The 22475-nt window shown below is 42.8% G+C and carries 2 protein-coding genes; both read right to left on the bottom strand.

Annotation, left to right across the window (positions count from 1 at the left end; translation table 11 throughout):
* Positions 1-11 precede the first annotated feature (11 nt).
* Positions 12-12407: a non-ribosomal peptide synthetase gene (locus J8M01_RS05835; protein ID WP_211057333.1), complete on the bottom strand. Its 12396-nt coding sequence runs from the start codon at positions 12405-12407 to the stop codon at positions 12-14.
* Positions 12407-22474, bottom strand: a complete 10068-nt coding sequence (locus J8M01_RS05830; protein ID WP_211057332.1) for a non-ribosomal peptide synthetase — start codon at positions 22472-22474, stop codon at positions 12407-12409. The genes J8M01_RS05835 and J8M01_RS05830 overlap by 1 nt, the downstream gene beginning before the upstream one ends.
* Position 22475: the final 1 nt, after the last annotated feature.

Below are 22475 nucleotides of genomic sequence, written 5' to 3'. Positions count from 1 at the left end.
ATAGTTTACATTTACTGATTGAGCACATATTTACTCTGTATTTGTTCAATCAATACCGTATTGTTAGGCTGTTGCAATATCGATAAGTGATCCCCTGCAGCTTCGTATGCTGTCAGGTTATGGCTCACCGCATACCATCCCATATCTTTCGGAACAGCCTTATTTTCAAATTCATTCGTACCTGTCGCTTTTATGACACTGATAAGCGTCTCCGTCAGCAGTGTGTCTATAGATACATGTGCCCTTAATTGCGCTTTAAATACCCCTTGAAAACGGGCTAACTGCAATGGCGTAAAGTGATAACCCGCACTGGCCAAACGCTTTGACAACCATTGCGTTCTTGGGCATTCATCTAACGATAAATAGTCTGTTTTATCTGCATTGGAAAAGCCCAGCTGGAAAAATTCATCTATATTTTGAAATACAAATTCAGTGGCTTGATGCTCACTTACAGGCTCAATAGGTCGCGTTGGCAAAGGCGTATCTAAAATGAGCAATGACGTAGGCTGCTGAGATACTTCCTGCAGCTGTTTGGCCATTTCATAAATAATGAAACTACCAAATGAATGCCCCACAAAATGAACGTCTGCGTGAATATCTGCATCTGCTAGTGCACTCAAATAATGTGCCGCTGTGTGTGCAAGCGACCCAACAACATCTGGTTGCTCAGCAATTTCATCTGGCTGTAAGCCATAAATGGGAATGCGGTCATCTAGTTGCTGTACTAATGAAGAAAAGGCCATTAATAAGCCACCAGCTCCAGCCACAAGTACAACTGGTGTGTAACCTTGCTCACCTTTTTGTAAACACAACACCGTACTGAGTTGTTTCGGTTTATGACTAAGCTGAAGTTGTTCAATCTCTCTCGCCAGAGCCACAATCGTGCTGTGTCGAAACAACATGTCAACGGGCACATCAACTTGTAATTGGTAGCTTAACTCCCCCACCAAACGCATTGCTAATAGCGAATGACCACCCAATGTAAAGAAGTCGTCCTCAATGCTCACTTGTGCTTGACTCAGTAATGCTCTAAATCGTTCAACGAGTAAGGCTTGGATCGGATTGGTAGGCGCGACGCATTTTGCGGTGTTAGCCGTATTAAGTTGCCCACTCATCACAACTAACTGGTGACGGTCTATTTTGCCATTATTGTTATGAGGCAGCGCTGCAACGCATTGAAACAATTGCGGCACCATATATTCAGGAAGTTGCTCAGCCAATTGCTGACGAAGATACGCGACAGAAATGTCGTCATCACACGTTTCAATAAATGCCACCAGCTGCTCGCCTGCATTTTGACTTTGTCGTACCACCACCGCCGCAGCTGTGACTGATTCTATACGTTGCAAGTGACGCTCAATTTCACCCAGCTCGATACGATAACCTCGCACTTTCACCTGACTATCTAAGCGGCCTAAAAAGTAAATATCCTGGTTATTCTGACACCGAACCTTATCCCCAGTTTTATACAATCGAATCCCCGTATTCGGCTCTTCGATAAAGACACTCGCGGTTTTTTGAACATCGTTTAAATAGCCTCGCGCTAATGCACACCCGCTAATATATAACTCACCTGCAACATAACTGGGGACTGGCCTCAGATACTTATCTAAAATATGAACATTCAACCCCGAAATAGGCTGGCCAATTGGTATGTGTGTACCGCTAAAGTGTGTAACCTCACACAGTGTGGCAGAAATTGTTGTTTCAGTCGGGCCATACGCATTAATCAACTTGATTTGCGTACCATATTGCTTCTGCCACTGCGTTAACGCACTCAGCTGCATTTGCTCTCCACCGATTGTAATGAGCCTCAGTTGACTATTGAGCGAAACATTCGATGCCGCCAATTGATGCCAATATGCTGTAGGAAGGCTCATTAAGGTCAATTTACTTTGTTGTGCCAAACTGGCCAATGCTGAAGTGTTTAATAGCTGGGTCTGCTCTGCCAGCACCAATGTGGCCCCACTGAGCAAGGTACAAAACACCTCTTCAGCAAATACATCAAAGCTACAACTGGCAAACTGTAAGTAGTTATCTGAGGAGGTTATGCCATAGCTGTGCTGTAAAAATGTCACGTAATTAAGCACACTTTGCTGCTCAACCATCACCCCTTTTGGTACACCGGTCGTGCCTGACGTATATATCACATAGCAAATATCTTGAGGGGCAAACTCCTCCAATGAATGCGCGTGTGCTTGACTACTTACTAATGGCCCAATGGCATCCAGTGCAATAACCGATGTTTTAGCTATGCAAGTAAGCTCGCTCGCATCAATAGCACTTTGGGTCAGCACCATATCTACACCGGCATCTAAGAGCATAAACGTCTTACGTTGCGCTGGTAAATTTGGCGCAATCGGCAAATACGCAGCTCCCATTTTGAGTATCGCAAGAATGGCGACAATTAAATCAGTACCGGCTGGTAAGCACACCGCAATGATCGGTTGTGCATTACGATTACCAGTGCTATCAAACAGTTTCGTAGATAAATAATTTGCGAGTTGATTAGCGGCCTTATCCAGTGCCTTATACGTCACTGTATATCCTGAGTGAGTTGCATTTTTAACTCGCTCAGCCAATGAACAACGACTCTTGGAACAATCTTCCAGTGCAATCAAATCACCAAAACGTGTTGCAACCTCTGAGAAACATTGCTGAATCGTCATCGGTGTTACAGGTAGGTCTTGAACTGGCCGACTTTCTTTTTCTATATCTTGCTCACTAGGTAATGTCTTTATTGCACTGTCAAAAGAAAACGTCGGGATTGATAATGCACTAGCGGATGAACTATGCGCGACGCTGTGCTCTATTCCGTCTAAAGGTATTGATTTTAGAGCTTGCTCTGGTGATTGCACAAATTCATTTAACAAGTGTGACAACATTGCTAAACAGTGTTCAGCGGTACCTTGGTTGAATAACCCAACTTGATAACACAAGGTTAAAGACAACTGTTCACCCTGCCCTATAACCAAAGTCATTGGGTAATGTGTTTCGTCTTTATGAGCGCTACGGATGACGTTGAAAGGAGCTTGTTCACTGTCTGTCAGTGGATCATCCGGAAAGTTCTCAAATACATAAAGTGCGTCAAACATCATCGCGGCATTATCAATCGCACTCCACCCTTGTACCTGAGTCAAAGGTGAATGAGCATAATCTGACAGCGCTAAAGCACTGTGTTTAACGGCAGCTAAATAATGTAATATTGTTTGGTCACCTTGCGTATTGAGCAATACGGGTTGCGTATTAATATACAAGCCAATTCGTTGCTCTATATTTGCCAAGTCACTGGGTCGTCCTGACACAGTTTGACCAAACAATGCATAGTCTTTATTGCAACACATACTGATCCAGTATGCCCAGGCACCTTGCAGTAAATGATTCAGAGTCAAGCCATGTTGGCGTGAGAATACCTGCATGGTACTGCACAACTGCACAGGTAAAGTGATGCTATGCTCAACGACCGAGCTATTTTTTTCAACCGCGCGTTCAGACGCTAATTCAACTGGGTTTTGTATCAACGCAATATTATTTGCCAATAAGGTCGTTTCATCGGCCTCATACAAATAAGTGTGCCAGAACTGCTGCTCGTCCAATGACGACTTCTGCTCTAAATAGTCAATATAATCTCTATAATTGTCATGCACTTTAGGCGAGGTAAAACCCGCTACACGCGCAGTGTATTGCGCCAGTAACTGAGAAAACAATATGGGTAGAGACCAACCATCCATAATCAGATGGTGGTAAGTCCAAATAAATCCTATGCGCTTGCTCTCAAACAATACAACTTTTAAGCGCAGACATGGCGCTGCACGTAAATCGATTCCTTGTTGATACTCATCTGCGGCACTTTGCTCTATATATGCCTCATCATTGCATGATTGTAACGAAGGTATTTCAACGTGTAACGGCAATTCACAGTCACTGATAACAACTTGCACAGGCCCTATTGGACTACTTACAAAAGCGGTACGCAAAATACTGTGTGCCGCAACGACCTGCTCCCATGCATATACAAACGCTTCAACGTCAAACTCCCCTTCAAGGAGCATAGTTGATTGTTCAAGATAAGCATGATTTTGCTGGGCACTGTCACTGTATTGACTGTGAAACCACATACCTTGTTGTAACGCACTCATTGGGTAAATATCAGCAATGTGTTGCGACGGAAATTGGGCAATAATGTCTTGTAAATGTAAATTAGACACATCAGCTAGCAAGCTAAAATCACTCGGCGTATATCTATGTCTAATTAGGTCGTTACCACATGTACCTAAACTTGCAGAGTGTAATTGTTGGTTTATCTCGTTACAATAGCTGGCCACGTCAATAAGGCTCTGCTGATAATATGCAACTAAGTTAGCGACAGTTTGCTCGGTTATACGTGTTTTGTCATATTCAAAAGTGAACGATAATTGCTCGTTAACCACGGCTGCTGTGATCTGTAACCCGTAATAAGCATGGTTTTGCTGCGCATGCAGTACCCCCGCTGACTCAGTCGCATCACCAATCACACCTGCAGTGTCAAATACCGTATCCAACTGGCCTAAATAATTAAAAAACACCTGGTTTTTAGTCTTTATTTCTAACGATTCGCGCATTGCTTCATCAGGGTGTGCATACCGCAATGCCCCAAACTGACTGGCCCTTCCTGCAGTAAATGCAAGTTGCTCTTTCACATTACAGATCACATCAGCCAAGTTATTGGTGTTGCTAAATAACCGCAGTGGATACATCGCAGTTAACCACCCCACAGTGCGCGTACTATCAAGACTATTATTTAATAACTCTCGTCCATGGCCTTCTAGTAACACTACCCAATCTTTCGTTTGATAATGCCGCATTGCACACCAGTGCAATGCAGCTAATAACAAAGATTGTACCCCAGTGTTGTATGGTTGATTTGCCGTTGTCAGCAAGGAGCGAGTCACAGTCTCGGGAATACTGACTTTACAACGGTCAAGTTCAGAGTCGGTCGCTGGTTTTTGTTTGCTAAAGCTTAACAGCTGCGCTGAATTGGCGGCTTCAGTCAATGCTTGCCAATACGCCAAATCTTCTGTTTTATGACCTTGTTCTTCAAAGAATAGACTGATCGCGTGTAAATTTGCTGTACGCGGCGGTAACTGCAGTGGCCTCTCATGCTGCACAGCAATCAAGGCGTGATTAATGTCTTCCAGCAAAACCCGCCACGACACCCCATCAATCAATAAGTGATGCGCTATAATTTGTAAACGATTACGCGATTCACTATCCGGTGTTATAACGTGGCACACTTTAAACAAAGGCTGGCCATCAAAACTGAATGTGCTTTGGTTGTTATCCCGCGTATATGCAAACGCTTGTTGCCAATTATCGCCATGTTTGTGCGCATCAAATTGACTGCATACCGACACAATATCAATCTCCCCAATCACCGACAATTGATAAGCGCCCTGCTGATGATTAACCACTAGCCTTAATCCATCATGGTGTGCCATTACAGACGCTAGCGCAGCGCGTATTTGCTGAACTTCAAACACTTTATCAATGCTTATCAATAACGCTTGGTTCCAATGGTGGCTGTGCGTAAACTGTTGTTCAAAAAACCAACGTTGAATAGGGAGTAATGGTAATTCCCCAACAAATGGCGGGGCTTCTTTGACAAACACTTCTAACGTATTTGAGTGTGCTAAATGCGCTGCCAACAATGCCACAGTGTTGAAGTTAAATATATCTGCGACTGACACTGTGATTTGCAGTGCTCTCGCTCTGCTGGCAATTTGTATGCTAATGATTGAATCACCGCCTGCGGCAAAAAAGTCGTCGCTTGTTTGCAACTGTGCGTTATTCAAAACTTGTCGATATATCTCGAGTAAACGCGCCGACAATGAGTTATTGCCGTGCTGGTGTGTATTCGTATTAGCGTGTTGCTCGAATACCGTCTTAGCAGGACCTTCATGACCTGTTTCGTGTATCGTCGCGTCGTGTGCATTTAGTTGAGAGATGAGTGCTTTATGGTCCACTTTGCCATGTGGTGTTAATGGCAACTCTGACAATATCAAAACCTTATTTGGCACCATATATTCTGGCAATTGAGCACGTAATGAAGCCAAAGCCTGTTGCTCAAAAGCCTGTGTATTTTGAGTATGAGAAACGCCTTGCGCCGTTATAACAAACGCAACTAGTTGTTTAGGTCCTTCATGCACCTGCACCGCAAGTACTACACTTTCGGCTATATCAGGCAGTGAGCGCAACTGATGTTCAATTTCAGCCAGCTCAATTCTATAGCCTCGGATCTTAACTTGAGCATCATTTCTACCTATATAGGCAATACGACCATTATTGCGCTGTCGTACCAAGTCGCCTGTCCGGTATGCTCTTACTAGTTCTCCTTCACTATTAAAGACATTAACAAATTTTTCTTGTGTGAGTTTAGGCCTATTTAAATACCCGCGCGCTAGGCCATCTCCCGTGATATACAACTCGCCAATCATGCCTTGTAAAACACGGTGCTGACGTTCATTAAGTATAAGCAGTTCAAAGTTGTCTATCGGCAAACCTATATCTGGTATGGTTGCACTGTTCATTGTCGATTGCTGTACTTCACCCGACGTCGCCACCACAGAGGCCTCTGTCGGACCGTAGTTATTAATGAGCTTGAACGGATAAGACGCTGTACTCAACGCGCTCAATTTGTCTCCGCCAACCAGTAAATACCGTAAGTGAGCCGGTTTAAAGCGACTGTCTGATAGCATAACTTCTGCAATAGGCGTTGCCAAAAAGCTATGACTTACATCATAGTCATTAAGTAACTTAGATAACCCTTGTGGATCATTAAGCGCATTGCGTGCCACCGCGATAGAACATGCTCCCACGCTCAGGTATGGCCATATTTCCCAAGTCGCCGCATCGAAGGCTATATTCGCGGTTTGGGTAGCAATACTGTTGCTGCCCACATCAAATGTGCGGTTGTGCCAACGACAGAGATTCGCTAAACCGCTATGAGGGATCATGACCCCTTTAGGCTGACCTGTCGTACCTGAGGTGTATATGATATAGGCTAATTGGTCTGGCAATATCGTTGGCAACTTAATTCGTGCGAGGCTTGCTGCATTCGATTTTGTGACATTGCTCATATGAGTTAACACTTCATCAATACATATCACTTGATTGGCTGTCGTGTCGTTTTGACCTAGCCTTGCTTTAAACTGTTTAGTCGTTATGATCCGCTTCGCCCCGCAATCATTGATAATATAAATGATGCGAGAATCTGGATAATTAGGATCTACGGGAACATAGCATCCACCCGCTTTTAAAACCGCTAATAACGAAATGACAAACTCTGCCCCATTTAACATGCTAACAATAACAGGCTCTTCACTCTGTAACCCATTATTAATTAAATCTTTTGCTAACAATTCAGACTGTTCATGTAAATGTCGGTAACTCAGTGATTGAGCTGACTCGGCCTCTATAATTGCCGTATTTTCGGCTGTGCAGCTTGCGCTGGCAATATCGACAATACGTTCAACAATGCTACGCTCGTATGCGTCAACATCACGTTTTCCGCGTAAAGCATGGAGGCCATTCACAGTGCCACTCGATTCTGCATTTAACGTGCGAGTACAGTGCAATTGAATGTCATCTATCAACTGAGTACTGTTATTTAATAATTGTTCTACGAGTTCAGTAAACGCCCCTGCCATTGTGACAATCGTTTGTAACTCAAATAAGGCGTTGTTATAACCCCAATTTAAACGCATTCCCGAGCTAAGCTGCGTACACGCCAGCTCAATGTCGAATTTTATCTGAGGTGCTTGTTCTTGTGTCGCCGCAACTCTCATTCCTTGTAACTTCAGCACCGTATTCACCTCTGGGTTCAGTGAAAAGGTAAGCTGAAATACACTATGATGGTTTAGCCCTCTGGCAAGTTTTAAGCCATCAATGATTTGTTCAAATGGCATTACTTGATGTTCGTGTACATCGAGCATAACTTGCTGCTGGTACCGTACTAAATCAGAGAAAGTCATACCAGCCAACAGTTGTGTACGAATTGGCAGTGTATTAATAAAAAACCCAATCAATGGATCTAATTGTGAATGTGAACGGCCCGAAAATGGCGACCCGATAACAACGTCATCGCTGCCACTATATTTAGCAACCAATAAGGAATACACGGTGTGTAACCACACAAAAGGTGTAACATCAAGCGCTGCACAGCTGTGCATCAATCGTGAAACTTGTGATGGACTCAACATTTCAATATGACTATCGCCTTGCAACTGAGCCTTGGTTGTTCGCGATTTGTCTAACGGTATGTGGTGTAATGGCGGCGCATCTTGTAAATGCGTTAACCAAAACTGTTTTGCGGCGCTCAATTGCAGATTCTGTAACTGTAACCGCTGCCAATGTGCGTAATCGGCATACTGAATGGCTAACGGTTTTTGTAACTTAGCCGGTAACGGTGAACCAGTTGTAAACGCAGCATAAAATTGCTCTATTTCCTCAATCAAAATGGCCAAAGAATGTGCATCACCCGCAATATGATGTAGGTTCACCAATAACTTATATTGATCGTCCTGACGTTTAAATAACCGCAGCCGTAATGGTAAATCTGTATTTAAATTAAATGCTTGTTGTTGATCATCTCGTATGACCTTCAGCCAACGACGTTGCTGCTGTTCATTGTTAAGCGCACAACCATCAATAACCTGCAATGGCAATTCAAACTGTTCATGTATGACCTGTATTGGTAAACCATCAGGCGTTTCTTTAAAAGTGGTTCTCAGTACTTCATGGCGCTGTATAATTGCCTGCCATGCTTGCTTGAAGTGTGTGACATTAAGCTCCCCAAATAGCACAAATGTTGAAGGCATATGATATTGCAAACTACCTTGGCGTATTTTATCAATACTCCACAGACGCTGCTGTGCAAATGACAAACTTAATGGCTTATCACGTGATATTAACGGTATTGAAAGGCACGAAACGTCAATAACATATTCACTTTTTGCACGCTTTACTAATACTGCTGCGAGATCTTTCACCACAGGAAACTGAAACAAATCTCGCAGAGCAATAGATAGTTTTGCTTGTATGGTCAAATGCGCAACAAGTTGAGTCGCGAGCAAAGAATGTCCACCCAAAGCGAAAAAATGACCATTTCGACCTACTTTTTCGACTGCCAATATCGATTCGAAAGCACTGGCAATCGCCTCTTCTGTACTCGACTCTGGGCTCTCATATTGTTCTGCCGAAGTCTCAAACTTATCCTGTGCGATGAGTGCTTTTTTATCTATTTTTCCATTGGATGTTAGTGGCAATGTCGCCATCGCAATGACATTACTTGGCAGCATAAAATCAGGAAGTGTTGCCCGCAGAAACTGCTGCACTTGCTCGGTAAGCGCATTAAACTCAGCATCATCATTCAACACGACAAATGCAGAGATCCTTGGGTTATCTACCTGCTCTTTGTTCAGTAGCACCACGACACTTGCAAGCCATGGGTGCATTCGAAGTTGGTTTTCTATTTCGCCCAACTCAATGCGGTAGCCTCGCACTTTAACTTGGTCATCCGCTCTATCAATGTATGTCAATTCACCCGTTGGTAAATATCGTACTAAATCACCAGTTCTATATAACTTTTGACTGGCCTGTGATGAAAATGGATCAGCAATGAAGCGCGAGTCATTTAGCTCCGGTCTTTGCCAATAGCCACGACAAACACCTGCGCCTCCCACATATAACTCACCGACCGCGCCCATGGGTAATAACTGTTGCTGTTTATCGAGCACATAACATGAGGTTGTTGCAATCGGTCGACCGATGTTACTCACCCCATTTGTTACATCATCTTGCGTCAAACGCTTAAATGTTACGTGCACCGTTGTCTCGGTAATGCCATACATATTAATCAATTGACAGTTAGTAAAACGCGTAGCCCATGGGACCAATTTCACCGGTTGTAACGCTTCACCACCAAAAATAACATATCGTAAGTGACTACCTTCACGGCGACTATTTGCCTCGTCTATGAAGGGGATTTGCAAAGCATAAAACGCGCTGGGGGTTTGGTTTAGTACCGTGACTTTTTCATCAAACAGTAATTGTGCAAATGCAGGGCTATTTTTGCTTGTCTGCGATTCGACAACAACCAATTGGCCACCAAACAAGAGTGCGCCATACATTTCCCATACTGAAAAATCAAAGCAGAATGAGTGAAAGAGTGTCCATACGTCATGTTCATTAAAATCAAACTGATTCGGTTCAACACATAATAAGCGTACAACGTGGCGGTGCTCTATCTGTACACCTTTGGGTCGCCCTGTCGTGCCAGATGTATAAATCATGTAAGCCAAATCACTGGATTCAATCGCTAATTCAAGATTATGACGTTGGTCAATATCAGCGTACAGTGCTGCATCGTCAATATTAATAGCGACTAAATTGCGTTCATCCTGATTAAACAGCTCTAAACTTGCCGCATCACAGAGTACCCATTTGCTGCCAACATCATCAAGAATGTAATTGATCCTTTGCACCGGATAGTCGGGGTCAATCGGCACATAGGCAGCACCAACTTTAAGCACTGCCAGCAGAGTCACCACCAACTCAGCACGTCGAGTAATACTCACGGGTAACATATCTTGCGCACGCACCCCTTTTGCACGTAATACCCACGCGAGTTGATTCGCTTGGTCATTTAGTTGCTGATATGTCAGTTCATTTTCACCATGCTTGATTGCTATTTTGTGGGAAAATTGCGCCGCTTTTTGTTCAAAAATATGCACTAAGCTTGCTGCTTTATCCCACTGCGCCAGTACACCACTTTGCTGCACGGCTAAGTCAATTTGCTGTTGCTGGTTAAGTAGTTCCAAACATTTAAAATTGCGCTGTGGACCTTCAACAATGTGCTCTAATAATACTTCAAAGCACGTTGCCCAATGCATTATTGTGTCTATTTCATACAGTGCTTTATCAAACTTCCAGGTGAGTAACAAGCCTTGTGTATTAACCGTTGCATTGAGTTCGATATCACATTTAACTGCTACCTGGTGTGCGCGCTCAGCACTGCGATATTCCTGAATATCAAGCTCTGGTAATTGAAAATCGGCTCTGTTATCCATCTCCAAAGTAAACAAAATCTGAACCAATGGATGGTGACTTAAATCTCGTGGACAGTTAAGTCCTTCAACGACCTTATCAAATGGCGTATCACGATACTCAAAAGCTTGCAATATATGGTCTTTTTGTTGTTGCAGCCAATCGTTAAATGACTGTTCTTTGGATAAATCAGCTCGAATAACTAAGGTGTTTACAAATAAGCCAATTAAGTTTTGTAACTGTGGGTGTTCCCGCCCTCTAACCGGGGTGCCCACGACAACTTGTTCACTCTGATTAATGCGTCCAATAAACAACATGAAACTGCTTAACAGCCACATAAAAGGGGTCACCGATTGCTGCGCTGCATGTGCCTGAATCTTAGATAACAACGGCATGGTTAGCTGTTGCCGATACACTAAACCTTGCTGCTGCTGTATTGCCGGTCTTGGCTTATCTGTCGGTAAAGATTGAATGGGGTCTAGCCCCGCTAAAGTTGTTTGCCAATGCGTTAAATGCGTAGCTAGTCGCTGCTCAGATAGCATAGATTTTTGCCAATGAGCATAATCAACATACTGAATGGGAAGCGTTGATAACGCAGAACTCGATGAGGGATATAGTAAATTACAATATGTACGTTGCAAGTCTTGAACGAGTATTTGTAATGATGCACCATCTGACACAATATGGTGCATATTAAAGGCTAAATAATGCTGAGAACCATCTGAGATTAAAAGGACACGCAGTAATATATCCTTCTCTAAATCAAATTTCTGTGATTGATGCTCAGTAATAGAGTCAATGATTTTTTGATGGCGCTGTGCAACAGGAAACTCCGCCGCATTTATCCATTCAAACGGCGTATCAAATGACGTAGAAACCAGATGGTGCGGCTGGCCATTGTGCTCTACTTTTGAGCTGAAGCGGGTCCGTAATATTTCATGCCGCTCTACTATCTGCTTGATAGACTCACGTAGTAATGGCACCTCTATTTTTCCCTGCAATTCAAACTCGGCGGGCATATAATATTGACGACTACCTTGTAGCTGTTCAATAAACCATAACCCTTGTTGTGCAAAAGTAAGAGGTAATCGCTGCGAACGTGATACGACAGGGATCCGCGCATTATCTGACGAGGCTTCTAACGATTTTCGTTGCTGAAAATACGCAATGATCTGCGCTTTATTGGCTATCACCCGTAACTTCAATGCTTCTGGAAAACCATTCGTTTGCTTAAATGCCAAGCTCCCTTGCTTTTCGTACAGAGTAACCCCCACACTTAAAGCTTCAGCAATAAGGTCTTCAATTACTAATAACTGTCCATTCATTACAAAAACATCTCTTCTGAAGTATCGCTTTCATTATCATTTGGCGCTGTGTTAGTCATCATTTTCTGAATGCTGTACCACTTAGAAAGTGCTTCTATGGTTGGCCGTTCAAACAAAACGCGTACGGGAATGTCTACATCTAAGGTCTCTTTCACCATTGCCATACACTGGGTGGCTAATAATGAATGCCCTCCCAATGCAAAAAAGTTATCTGTTATTCCCATAGAATCAGCAGCTAATATCTTGGAAAAAATATCAATTAGCGCGCGCTCAAAATCATTATTTGCGGCAATATTCTTACTTTCTACAGTAATTGAAGCACTTAGATTCAACAGCTGCTTAGAATCAACTTTACCATTGTGGGTTAACGGTATGTGCTCTACGACCATCCATTTATGGGGGATCATATAGGTAGGTAAAAGCGCAGCTAAATGCTCTTTTAAAGCCCCTATGACATTGTTGGATACGGGCTGAATGCGTTGCTGCTCTGAAAATTGATATTGCAACCCATACTGCTGTGAAATAATGAAGGCTTCAAGTTGTTCTGTCTCAGGGTTTAGCAGTACCTGCGCCTCATCGATATCACCATGACGTATTAATTGGTGAGCTATTTCGTTTAATTCAATACGATAGCCTCGCAGTTTAACTTGCTCATCTACTCTGCCGTAAAATAATAAGTATTCAGGGTGCATTTGTTCATTTATATGCCAACGAACCTTATCCCCAGTGCGGTAAAAGCGCCGTTCGGTACCCTCAGGCCCCAATGGCAACATGTTAAAGCACTGATTTGTTAGGCTTGGTTGGTTTAAATAGCCTAAAGCAAGATTGTCTCCTGCAATGTATAGTTCACCAATTGCGCCCACTGGGGCCAACTGTTGCTCTGTATCGAGCACCACGAGTCGACTGTTTGCAATGGCGTTTCCAATGGGCACTTGCGTCAACTGCTGTTGATCAAGCTCGGCTATACTTGCCGCATTACAACGATAAACACTGGTTCCGACTGTTGCTTCTGTTGGCCCATACTCGTTCACCCATTGAATGTTAGGGAAATACTTACTGAGTGATTGCAGTAAAGGTAATGGTAATTTTTCACCACCAATAATCACTTGATGGGCTGTGGGGATGATTTTTTGAGGCAATAAAGCCAATATCCCTTGCAGATGTGCGGGCGTGACTTTAAAAAATCCAGAGTGTTCGCTTTGCAAACGTTGCGACAGTTGGGTCAGCATTTGTGTATCATCAACGAGTATATCTAAACACATTCCCGTCAATAATGGCCCCCAAATTGACGTCACCGTCGCATCGAAAGCCAATGGCGTACTCACCACACTAATAGATTGATCGCCATCTAAGTAGGTATCCAACACATGATCAAGATACATCGATAAATTGCGATGCGTTATCTGCACCCCTTTCGGCATGCCCGTCGTACCCGATGTATAAATAATATAGGCCAGATCATCAATATCATAAGCGACAGGTGCAAGTTCACTCATCTCTTGCTGCCAATTATATTCATTTAACAATAAGCGACATGAGGCACTCGATTGCGTTAGCGTATTAAAATCGATATCTAACTGCGACGTAGTTATTAATAGTTCAGAGCCCGAATCGTCTAATATATACTGACGTCTTGATATTGGCTGCTTGGGATCTATGGGCACATAGGCCCCACCTATTTTGGCTACTGCGAGTATAGCGATAATCATCATACTCGATGCCGGTAAACAAATTGCAATCTTGCTGGCTTTACCGATCCCTTTACTTTGCAAGTACCCTGCGAGCTGATCGGTTTTTTTAACCAGGTCAGCGTAACTCATGACACGCCCATCAATATCTATCAATGCTCTAGACTGGTTCAAATGACCTTCATTCGAGCCCGTTTTGCTATGCCAATGTTTATTCAACCTAGACATGACATGGCGAGTATGGGGTTCTGGGCTTAATCGCAGGTTATTTTCTACTGCTTCTTGGCCACTTAGTTCTTCAGCCAGTAACCGCTGTCTTGTATCCGTGCTCATTACGGATAATGATCCAATTTGCTGAGATGGTGCTGTGAGTAAAGCAGCAATCATCACCTCAAAACTGAGAATTAGTTGTTCAATCCGCTGTTTTTTAAATAGTGATGTGTTGTAATTCCATTGAATATGAATACCATCACCTTGCTCAATCGCATTTACCTCTAAATCAAACTTCATTCGTACCGCGTGCGTTGAATGTTGTTCAATATGTAAATGCGGTAATGTAAAATCAGTGACTTCATTATTTTGTAGCGCAAACAAAATTTGAAACAAAGGTTGATGTGCCAAATTACGCTCTGGTTGTAACACTTCGACTAACTGCTCAAAAGGCACATGTTGATGTTTGAATGCATCAACAATAACCTGCTTTTGCTGAGCTAAAAGTTCAGTAAAGCATTGCTTGGACTGGGTCTGGCTTCGAATAACAAGCGTATTCACGAAGAAACCAATTAAATCACTCACTTGAGCCTGATCACGCCCCGCAACTGGCGAGCCAATTAGTACATCTTGAGATTGGCTGTATTTCATAACTAATACTGAAAATACCGTATGAAGCCACATATATAATGTTACACCGTGATCTGCACACTGCTGATGTATGGCTTTCGTTGTCGCGGCATTTAAATGGTGAATAACGCTCGCCCCGACAAGCTGTTGTTCTTGAGGGCGCGTAAAGTCCAAAGGCAACTCATGCACATGTGGTGCACCTTGTAATTGTGAGCGCCAATAATCAAGCGATGTGTTCAATGCATTTTCGCTACACACTAAGCGCTGCCAGTATGCATAGTCAGCATACTGCACTGAGAGTGGTTCAGCCAAAGTTTGTGGTAATTGATACTCTTGCTCAGCAGTATGCGTGCGATAATAGGCAACAAACTCTCGTATTAAAATCGCCATAGACCAACCGTCACTGGCAATATGATGCATGTTAAAGTGCACAAGGCTGGTTTGTTCAGTCATTTTTGCCACTACCACACGCAGCATCACATCATGTGCTAAATCAAATGGTGCTGTACTTGCTTCGAATGCAATATGTGCCCACTGTTCGTCTTGTTCTTGCTGACTGAGCGCGGTTAAATCAAGACATTTTAGTGGTACTGAGAATGTTGAGTTAATCTTTTGCTCTGGTGCATCACTGCCATTTTGATTCACAATTATGGTGCGTAGCACTTCATGGCGCGTAATTAAGTCGTGTAATGCACTCGACACCGCTTCTAGATTCAACTTACCATTAAATGTAAAGCTCGCAGGCATATGGTATTGCGTACTACTTTGCTGCACTTGGTCAATCAACCACAGTCTTTGCTGTGCATAAGACAAGGGCAATGCCTGCTGTCTCGACACTTTTACAATCTCTTGAGCGTGTGTAATCTTTTGACAACTCTGCAACGCGTCCGTTAACGCTGCAACAGAAGGTGTTTTAAACAATTGAGGTAAAGTGATATCAAAATGTTTTTGCTCGCGAATTTGTCCAATCAGCCGAATAGCCAAGAGCGAGTGACCGCCTATATCAAAAAAGCTATCTTCTATACCAATATGCTCCAACAGCAACGTTTCACGGAATAGGTTTAATAAATAACTTTGTAGGGGTGTTAAGTCTTTATCATTATCAACCGCTTTAGGCTCTAAATCACGTTGCTCAATACCTACTGTTAACGCAGTTTTGTCTACTTTGCCATTTTTTGTAACGGGTATGCCATCGTGCTCAAAAAATAACGACGGGACCATATAATGAGGTAACGTGTTTGCTAACTGTGACTTGAGAAGGCGAGAAACCATAGTATGACCTTGGCACATCACAATATGGGCGTGCAGCACCGCTTGTTCTACATCGACAGTGACCGCGCAATCCGATACTTCATTTAATTCACGTAATGTGTGCTCAATGGCGCAGACGTCTATTCTAAAGCCGCGCAACTTAACTTGTTCATCAATCCGTCCACTGTATCGCAAATAACTGGTTTCTGTTTTTTTATCCGATTGCCAAAATGCAATGTCCCCGGTTCGATAAAAGCGCTGTGTTCTTTTTTTGCCATTGCTTTGCATAAATGTCAGTGTGACAAAACGTTCATCATTAAGCCCAGCTAAATTCACATACCCTTGGCTAACAACAGGCCCACCAATCAACAATTCTCCCGGCATGTTCAATGGAGTCAATTGATTAAATCTATCAACCACTCGCACTATGACATTACTATTTGGTATACCAATAGGCACATCTTTATGCCCCTCATTTACATACTGAGTATACGGCGGCACCTGAATACCATTGCTGAGCGTTGTTTGTGTATCATCAATGGTATACGTTGTTGAACCAACTGTGGTTTCTGTTGGACCATACTCATTGACCCAACGACAATATGGCAGTTTTTTGCGCAAAGCTGCCAATAAGTCAACTTCCAGCGCTTCACCACCAACCACCAATGTGTGGTTCATTAAAGTGTTACTTTTATCTTTCGATAGGCCAACAATGGCCCTCAAATGCGCGGGGGTTAGTTTGAATAACTTAGCATTCATACTAGAGAATATAACGTCGGTTAACTTAACCAACTGTTCTCCACCTTCAGGTATTATTTCAACGGTTCCACCATGCATTAAAGGCGGAAATAACGCGGTTACCGTAGCGTCAAAAGCCAATGGAGTACTCACAACCGACGACCAGATCACCCCATCTTTCGGTTTATAACAAGTCACAGCATGCTGTAAATATGCACTTAGATTATCATGACTGATCATGACCCCTTTTGGCTTACCAGTAGAGCCTGACGTATAAATGATATAGCATATATCTTCGCCTTTATGACAAGGCTCACCAGCGCGTTCAACACCCTTTGGTGCTGCCGTATCATAGCCACAGAAATTTGAGTCTAAATCAAAAATATCATCTAACAATAAGAAGTCACTGCCACTGTTAACCAATGTGTCGGTATCATCACTGTATGCCAAAATCATCAGGAGCTCTGCGTCATCAACGATGTAGTTTAATGTTTGGCTGGGCGTGTTACTGTGAAGGGGAACATAAGTATGGCCTGCTCTCAAAATTGCGAGTATCGCCACAACCATTGCAGGGCCCGATGGTAATAAGATGGCGATGCGGCTTTGTGGTTCAAAGGCCATTTCGAGTAAACAATGTGCTAATTGATTGGCACACTGCTCTATCTTCTCATAAGAATAGGCTCGTCCATCATATAACAGCGCATCATAGTGCGGATACTGTCGTGCCATACTTGAAAAATGCGCTGAAAAAGTCGGTTGTTGTGCCACAGTTAAATCGAGCGATTCAGTGTCATATATAAACTGTGATTGTGCTTGGTCAGTCCATAGTTGTAACTTTGAAAGTGGGGTGTGAATGTCGTCAAGACATTGCTGTAACACATAGCAGTACTGCTCAAAAAACGCCTTAATGCTACACTCATTCCATAGTGCAGTATCGTAAAGCCACTCAATATCGATAGCGTCACCACTGTCAATTACCGATACTTCAAGATCTAATTTCGCACTACGTACCCCACTCTCAACCTGTTCAATTATCAACCCATCAAGTTGTAAAGTTTCATTCACGTCATTATTTGCTCTGAATACCACTTGCATTAATGGATGTATTGATAAACTCCGCTCAATATTCAAGGTATCAACAAGTGCTTCAAATGGTAATTGTTGATGTACCAATGCATCGCTCAATGTCACTTTAGTCATTCGCAGCATATGCGCTAGGTCAGTGTCAGATGACATCTGGCTTCTTAGCACTAAAGTATTAATGAAATTACCAATAATAGGCTCAAACTCGGCGAGTTCACGCCCCGCGACAGGGGTGCCAATTGCAATATCATACTGCTCAGAAATACGGCTAAACCATAATGTAAACACGCTTTTTAATGTTAAAAAGAGTGTTTGTGATGATGCTTTATTAAAGCGTCGCAATTGCTTAGTCAAACCCTTTGGCATTGCACCTTTAAATAGCCCACCTCCGCTAATCACATTATTTGAACGTGCACGATCAGTTGGTAGCGTATGCACTGTTGGTAAACCGTCGAGCTGAGAACGCCAATATTCACAGCTATCTTGCCATTGCTTCGAAGCTTTTTGTGTGCGCTGCCAATACACATAATCGATATAATGATACGGCAGTGCCGTTTGGGCACAGTGCTCATTACCCACAACCAAATTGTTATAACTTTCTGACAGCTCTTTACACAAAATGGAAATCGACCAACCATCTGATACTATATGATGCATTGTGACAATAAGTTGATAACATTGAGTATCGAACTTAAGTAACGTTGCACGTAACAGTAGATCATCCGTCAAATCAAATGATGTGCTGTAATCATCCGCAATGAACGTCTGAGCCACTTGTTGCTGTGATGGGCTGTCGGAATCACATAAATCAATTTCAGCCAAGGTAAACGCTAATTGTGAATTTAAGCTCTGCGTTGCTTCTGCTGTCGCGCTGCTTTGATAATTAAAATGAAGTATTTTATGACGCGCAATAACTCGCTGAAATGCCTGTTGTAACGCCACTATATTCACGTTACCTTTTAAGGTATAAACACCTTGTAAATTGTACTGTTCACTGTGACCTTGCATTTGATCAACGAACCACAGCCTTTGTTGTGAGAACGACAATGGATGAACGCCTATTAAATCATGATGCTCAAGCGCAACTATCCCTTGTAAACCACTTTTTTCTGGCGTTTGACATAAATATGCTGCCAACTCAGCAACGCTTGAGTATGCAAATAACGCTTTAAGCGAGATATTCACATCTAACTGCTGACGTATCAAGTTCAATAATCGCATCGCTAACAGGGAGTGCCCACCAATAGCGAAAAAGTCATCCGTAACACTGACTTTTTCATGTCCTGTCAATTGAGAAAACAGCGCCACTAAAGTGTGCTCAATATCTGTTTGAGCAGCAACAAACGCACGTTTACTAACTTGAATTGGCTTATTTTGTAATTGCTTGCGATCTATTTTCCCATTTGCCAAATACGGTAATTGTGTTTCAATTTCCCATATTCGGGGGATCATTGGTTCTGGTAATAGCAACTTTAAAGCATTTACAATGTCTTGCTTCATTTTCGCGATATCTAAATCAACGCTCTCATTTGATAAGGTGCAATACCCTACTAGCGTGTCAAGTTCACCCAATTTTCGACACACCACTACAGCGCTGCTTATTATCGGCAGCGCGGTCGCTTTTGCTTCAATATCTAACAGGTCAACTCGATAACCACTGATTTTTGGTTGATTATCTATGCGGCCTAAATACTCTATATCACCTTGTGGCGTGAGTTTCACTTTATCGCCAGAGCGATAAAACAACTGTGCTACCCCATTACTTTCATGCTCAACAAAGCTGTCTGCGGTTTGTTCAGGTGCATTGATATAGCCCGTTGATAAACTCCTGCCTCCAATGTATAACTCTCCCGGCATACCTGGTGGTGTAGGCTGTTTTAGCTCATCCAAAATTAACGCCGTAGCATGAGAAAGCGGCTGACCAATTGGATACAAAGTACTCGTACATTGCTCGTTAGACGTAATCTGGTATGTCGTCACACCGATGCATGTTTCTGATGGCCCATAATGATTTATTATGGAAGACGTTGGGTACACGCTCTGCAGTGTATTCACAAGTTGAGGCGTTAATGGTTCCCCACCTAACACCCAATATGAAATAGCGGGTATATGCTTGATATTCTGCGACATGACAGGCAGTAATTCGCTGGCAATACTCGGCGTTATTTTTAATAAATTAACGTCTAGTTGATATAATGCGTCCACAATTAAGCTTGGATCAGCACCAATATCATGACAGGCAAGCGCTACGGTGCCCATACCGGCTAACACTGGATATATTCCTGTAAGGCATAAGTCAGTCGCCAACCCTGTGATCACACCGGCACGTATACTTTCATCAAATTGAATGCGCTCGCTGACCCCATTAACATAATGGGAGAGTGCCCCATGAGATATTTCAACGCCTTTGGGCTTACCTGTCGTGCCAGATGTAAATACCACATATGCTGAGTCACAATGTTGTACTTTTGGAAGGGCGAATTCTTTTTCTATATAAGGACTTATAAAGCCCTCTAATGGATGGATGCTGATTTCATGCTCATTTAATAGCTGCATGTCGGCCTCTACTAAGCTCTGCTTATCAACCGTGATCAGATATTGGCTTTTTGCCTGACTTAGCATCTCCATGATACGACGTACCGGTGTACCGCGCTCAATCGGCAAATATGCTCTGCCCGCACGCATAATGCCAAACATTGCCAGTACTGAATAAGCAGAACGAGATACAAGTAACCCGATTGGGGCTAATTGTGACGTACTGCGCTGTTCTAACAAGGCGGTCATATGTTGAGCAAAATTAAAGCTGAGGCTGTTTAACTGTGCATAACTAATACGGCTTAGTTTTTCTGTATGAACACTCGATTCAACTAACGCCGTTTTGTTTGGGTTACGGTCACTATGCGCCATTACCTTATGTAATAATAAATCCACATCGTCTTGTACTACGCTATTACTTGTTGTAAATGTATTCTCAGAACGTAAAATTGAAGGCAGGGCTACCTTCCCGATTGCTTGCTCTGGTGCAGAACTCAATGCTGTTGTCAGCGCAATAAAATCATCACTCATTCGCACTATTAACTGCGCGTCAAATAATGCAGTGCAGTAATCAATACTGCCAACTAACCCAGTATCTGACTCTGTGATATTCAGTGTGAAATCAAACTTCGCCGTATTGTTATCCAAAGGCGTCAGATCCGCTGATAACTCCGACGTTTGATGTGATTCAATGGTAATACCGTTATAGTTGAACAATATTTGAAACAAGGCTGAGTGTGCCGATGATTTTGCTAAACCAAGCGCTTCAATAATACTCTCAAGTGCAACATTTTGATTTTCTAATCCCTGCGCCACCGTGGCCTTTGTCGTACTTATCAAAGTATGAAATGATTGTTCTGCACTGAGCTTTTGACGCAGTGCTAACGTATTAACAAAACACCCAACCATTGCTTCAAATTCTGGCTGGTCTCGATTTAATACTGGTACACCCACAGTCACATCATTTTTCTGACTATACCGATGTAATAACACATAAAATACACTCAGTAACCCAACAAACTGTGTGACGCTATGTTGCTGACAGTAGTGCGTAAACGGCGCTATCGTTGCTTTGGATATGTCAAAATGATGAGTCGCACCGTGATATGTTTTTTGACTTTTTCTCGGATAGCTGGTTGGTAATTCAAACAACTCAATGTCTTTTAACGAGGTTTGCCAATATTCAAGCTGATTAAGGTATACCGGTGTTTGCTTAAACTGCTTTTCCCAATGAACGTAGTCTAAATACTGTAATTGTGGCTGCTGCAACGAGCCAAGATCATCCGGGCATTCCGCCAATATATCAACCAGTTGCTGTACTAATATTTGAACCGACCAGCCATCTGCAACAACATGGTGCATCGCAATATACAGCCACTGCCCTCGGTTCTGCTGCGTTATCAAGGTCGCTCGAAATAACAGTTCATTTTCTAAATCAAAACAATGCTGCAGTTCATCATCAAGCAGCGCGATAATATCCGCTTTATTTGCATTAACACCGACTTCGATTGTGTCTAAATGAAGTTGTGCCTTTTCATTAATTCGTTGTACGACATTACCATCGACTGTAACAAAGTTACTTTTTAAAACTTGGTGACGTGTTAGTAAAGTGTTTAGCGCTTGCTCTACATCCGCCGTTAACACTGATGTTGAAAAATGTAGTAACCCGCACATGTTGTACGTCGCTGATAACGGCTCATATTGGTCAATAAACCAAATCCGATACTGAGCGCTTGATAACGGCCCCTGCTTTTGATGATGCTGTTGCATGTAAGCGATCAACGCTTGCTTACATGCTTTGATACGCGCAAGCTGTTCTGCCGGCACAGTGGTAAGTTGCGTCCGCAGCTTTAAGCGGTCTTCTTGCAAGTAAACAAATATACCTTGTTCATCTAACTCAGCTAAAAAAGCGGCAATTTCTGAATTTTCCATC

Source organism: Pseudoalteromonas sp. MMG005 (assembly GCF_018101015.1).
Taxonomy (GTDB): domain Bacteria; phylum Pseudomonadota; class Gammaproteobacteria; order Enterobacterales; family Alteromonadaceae; genus Pseudoalteromonas; species Pseudoalteromonas aurantia.
This window is presented reverse-complemented; position numbering and strand designations above follow the sequence as displayed.

Excerpts from the sequence above, each read along its gene's own strand:
- J8M01_RS05830 (WP_211057332.1), bottom strand. The coding sequence starts at position 22,474 with ATGGAAAATTCAGAAATTGCCGCTTTTTTAGCTGAGTTAGATGAACAA.
- J8M01_RS05835 (WP_211057333.1), bottom strand. The coding sequence starts at position 12,407 with ATGAATGGACAGTTATTAGTAATTGAAGACCTTATTGCTGAAGCTTTA.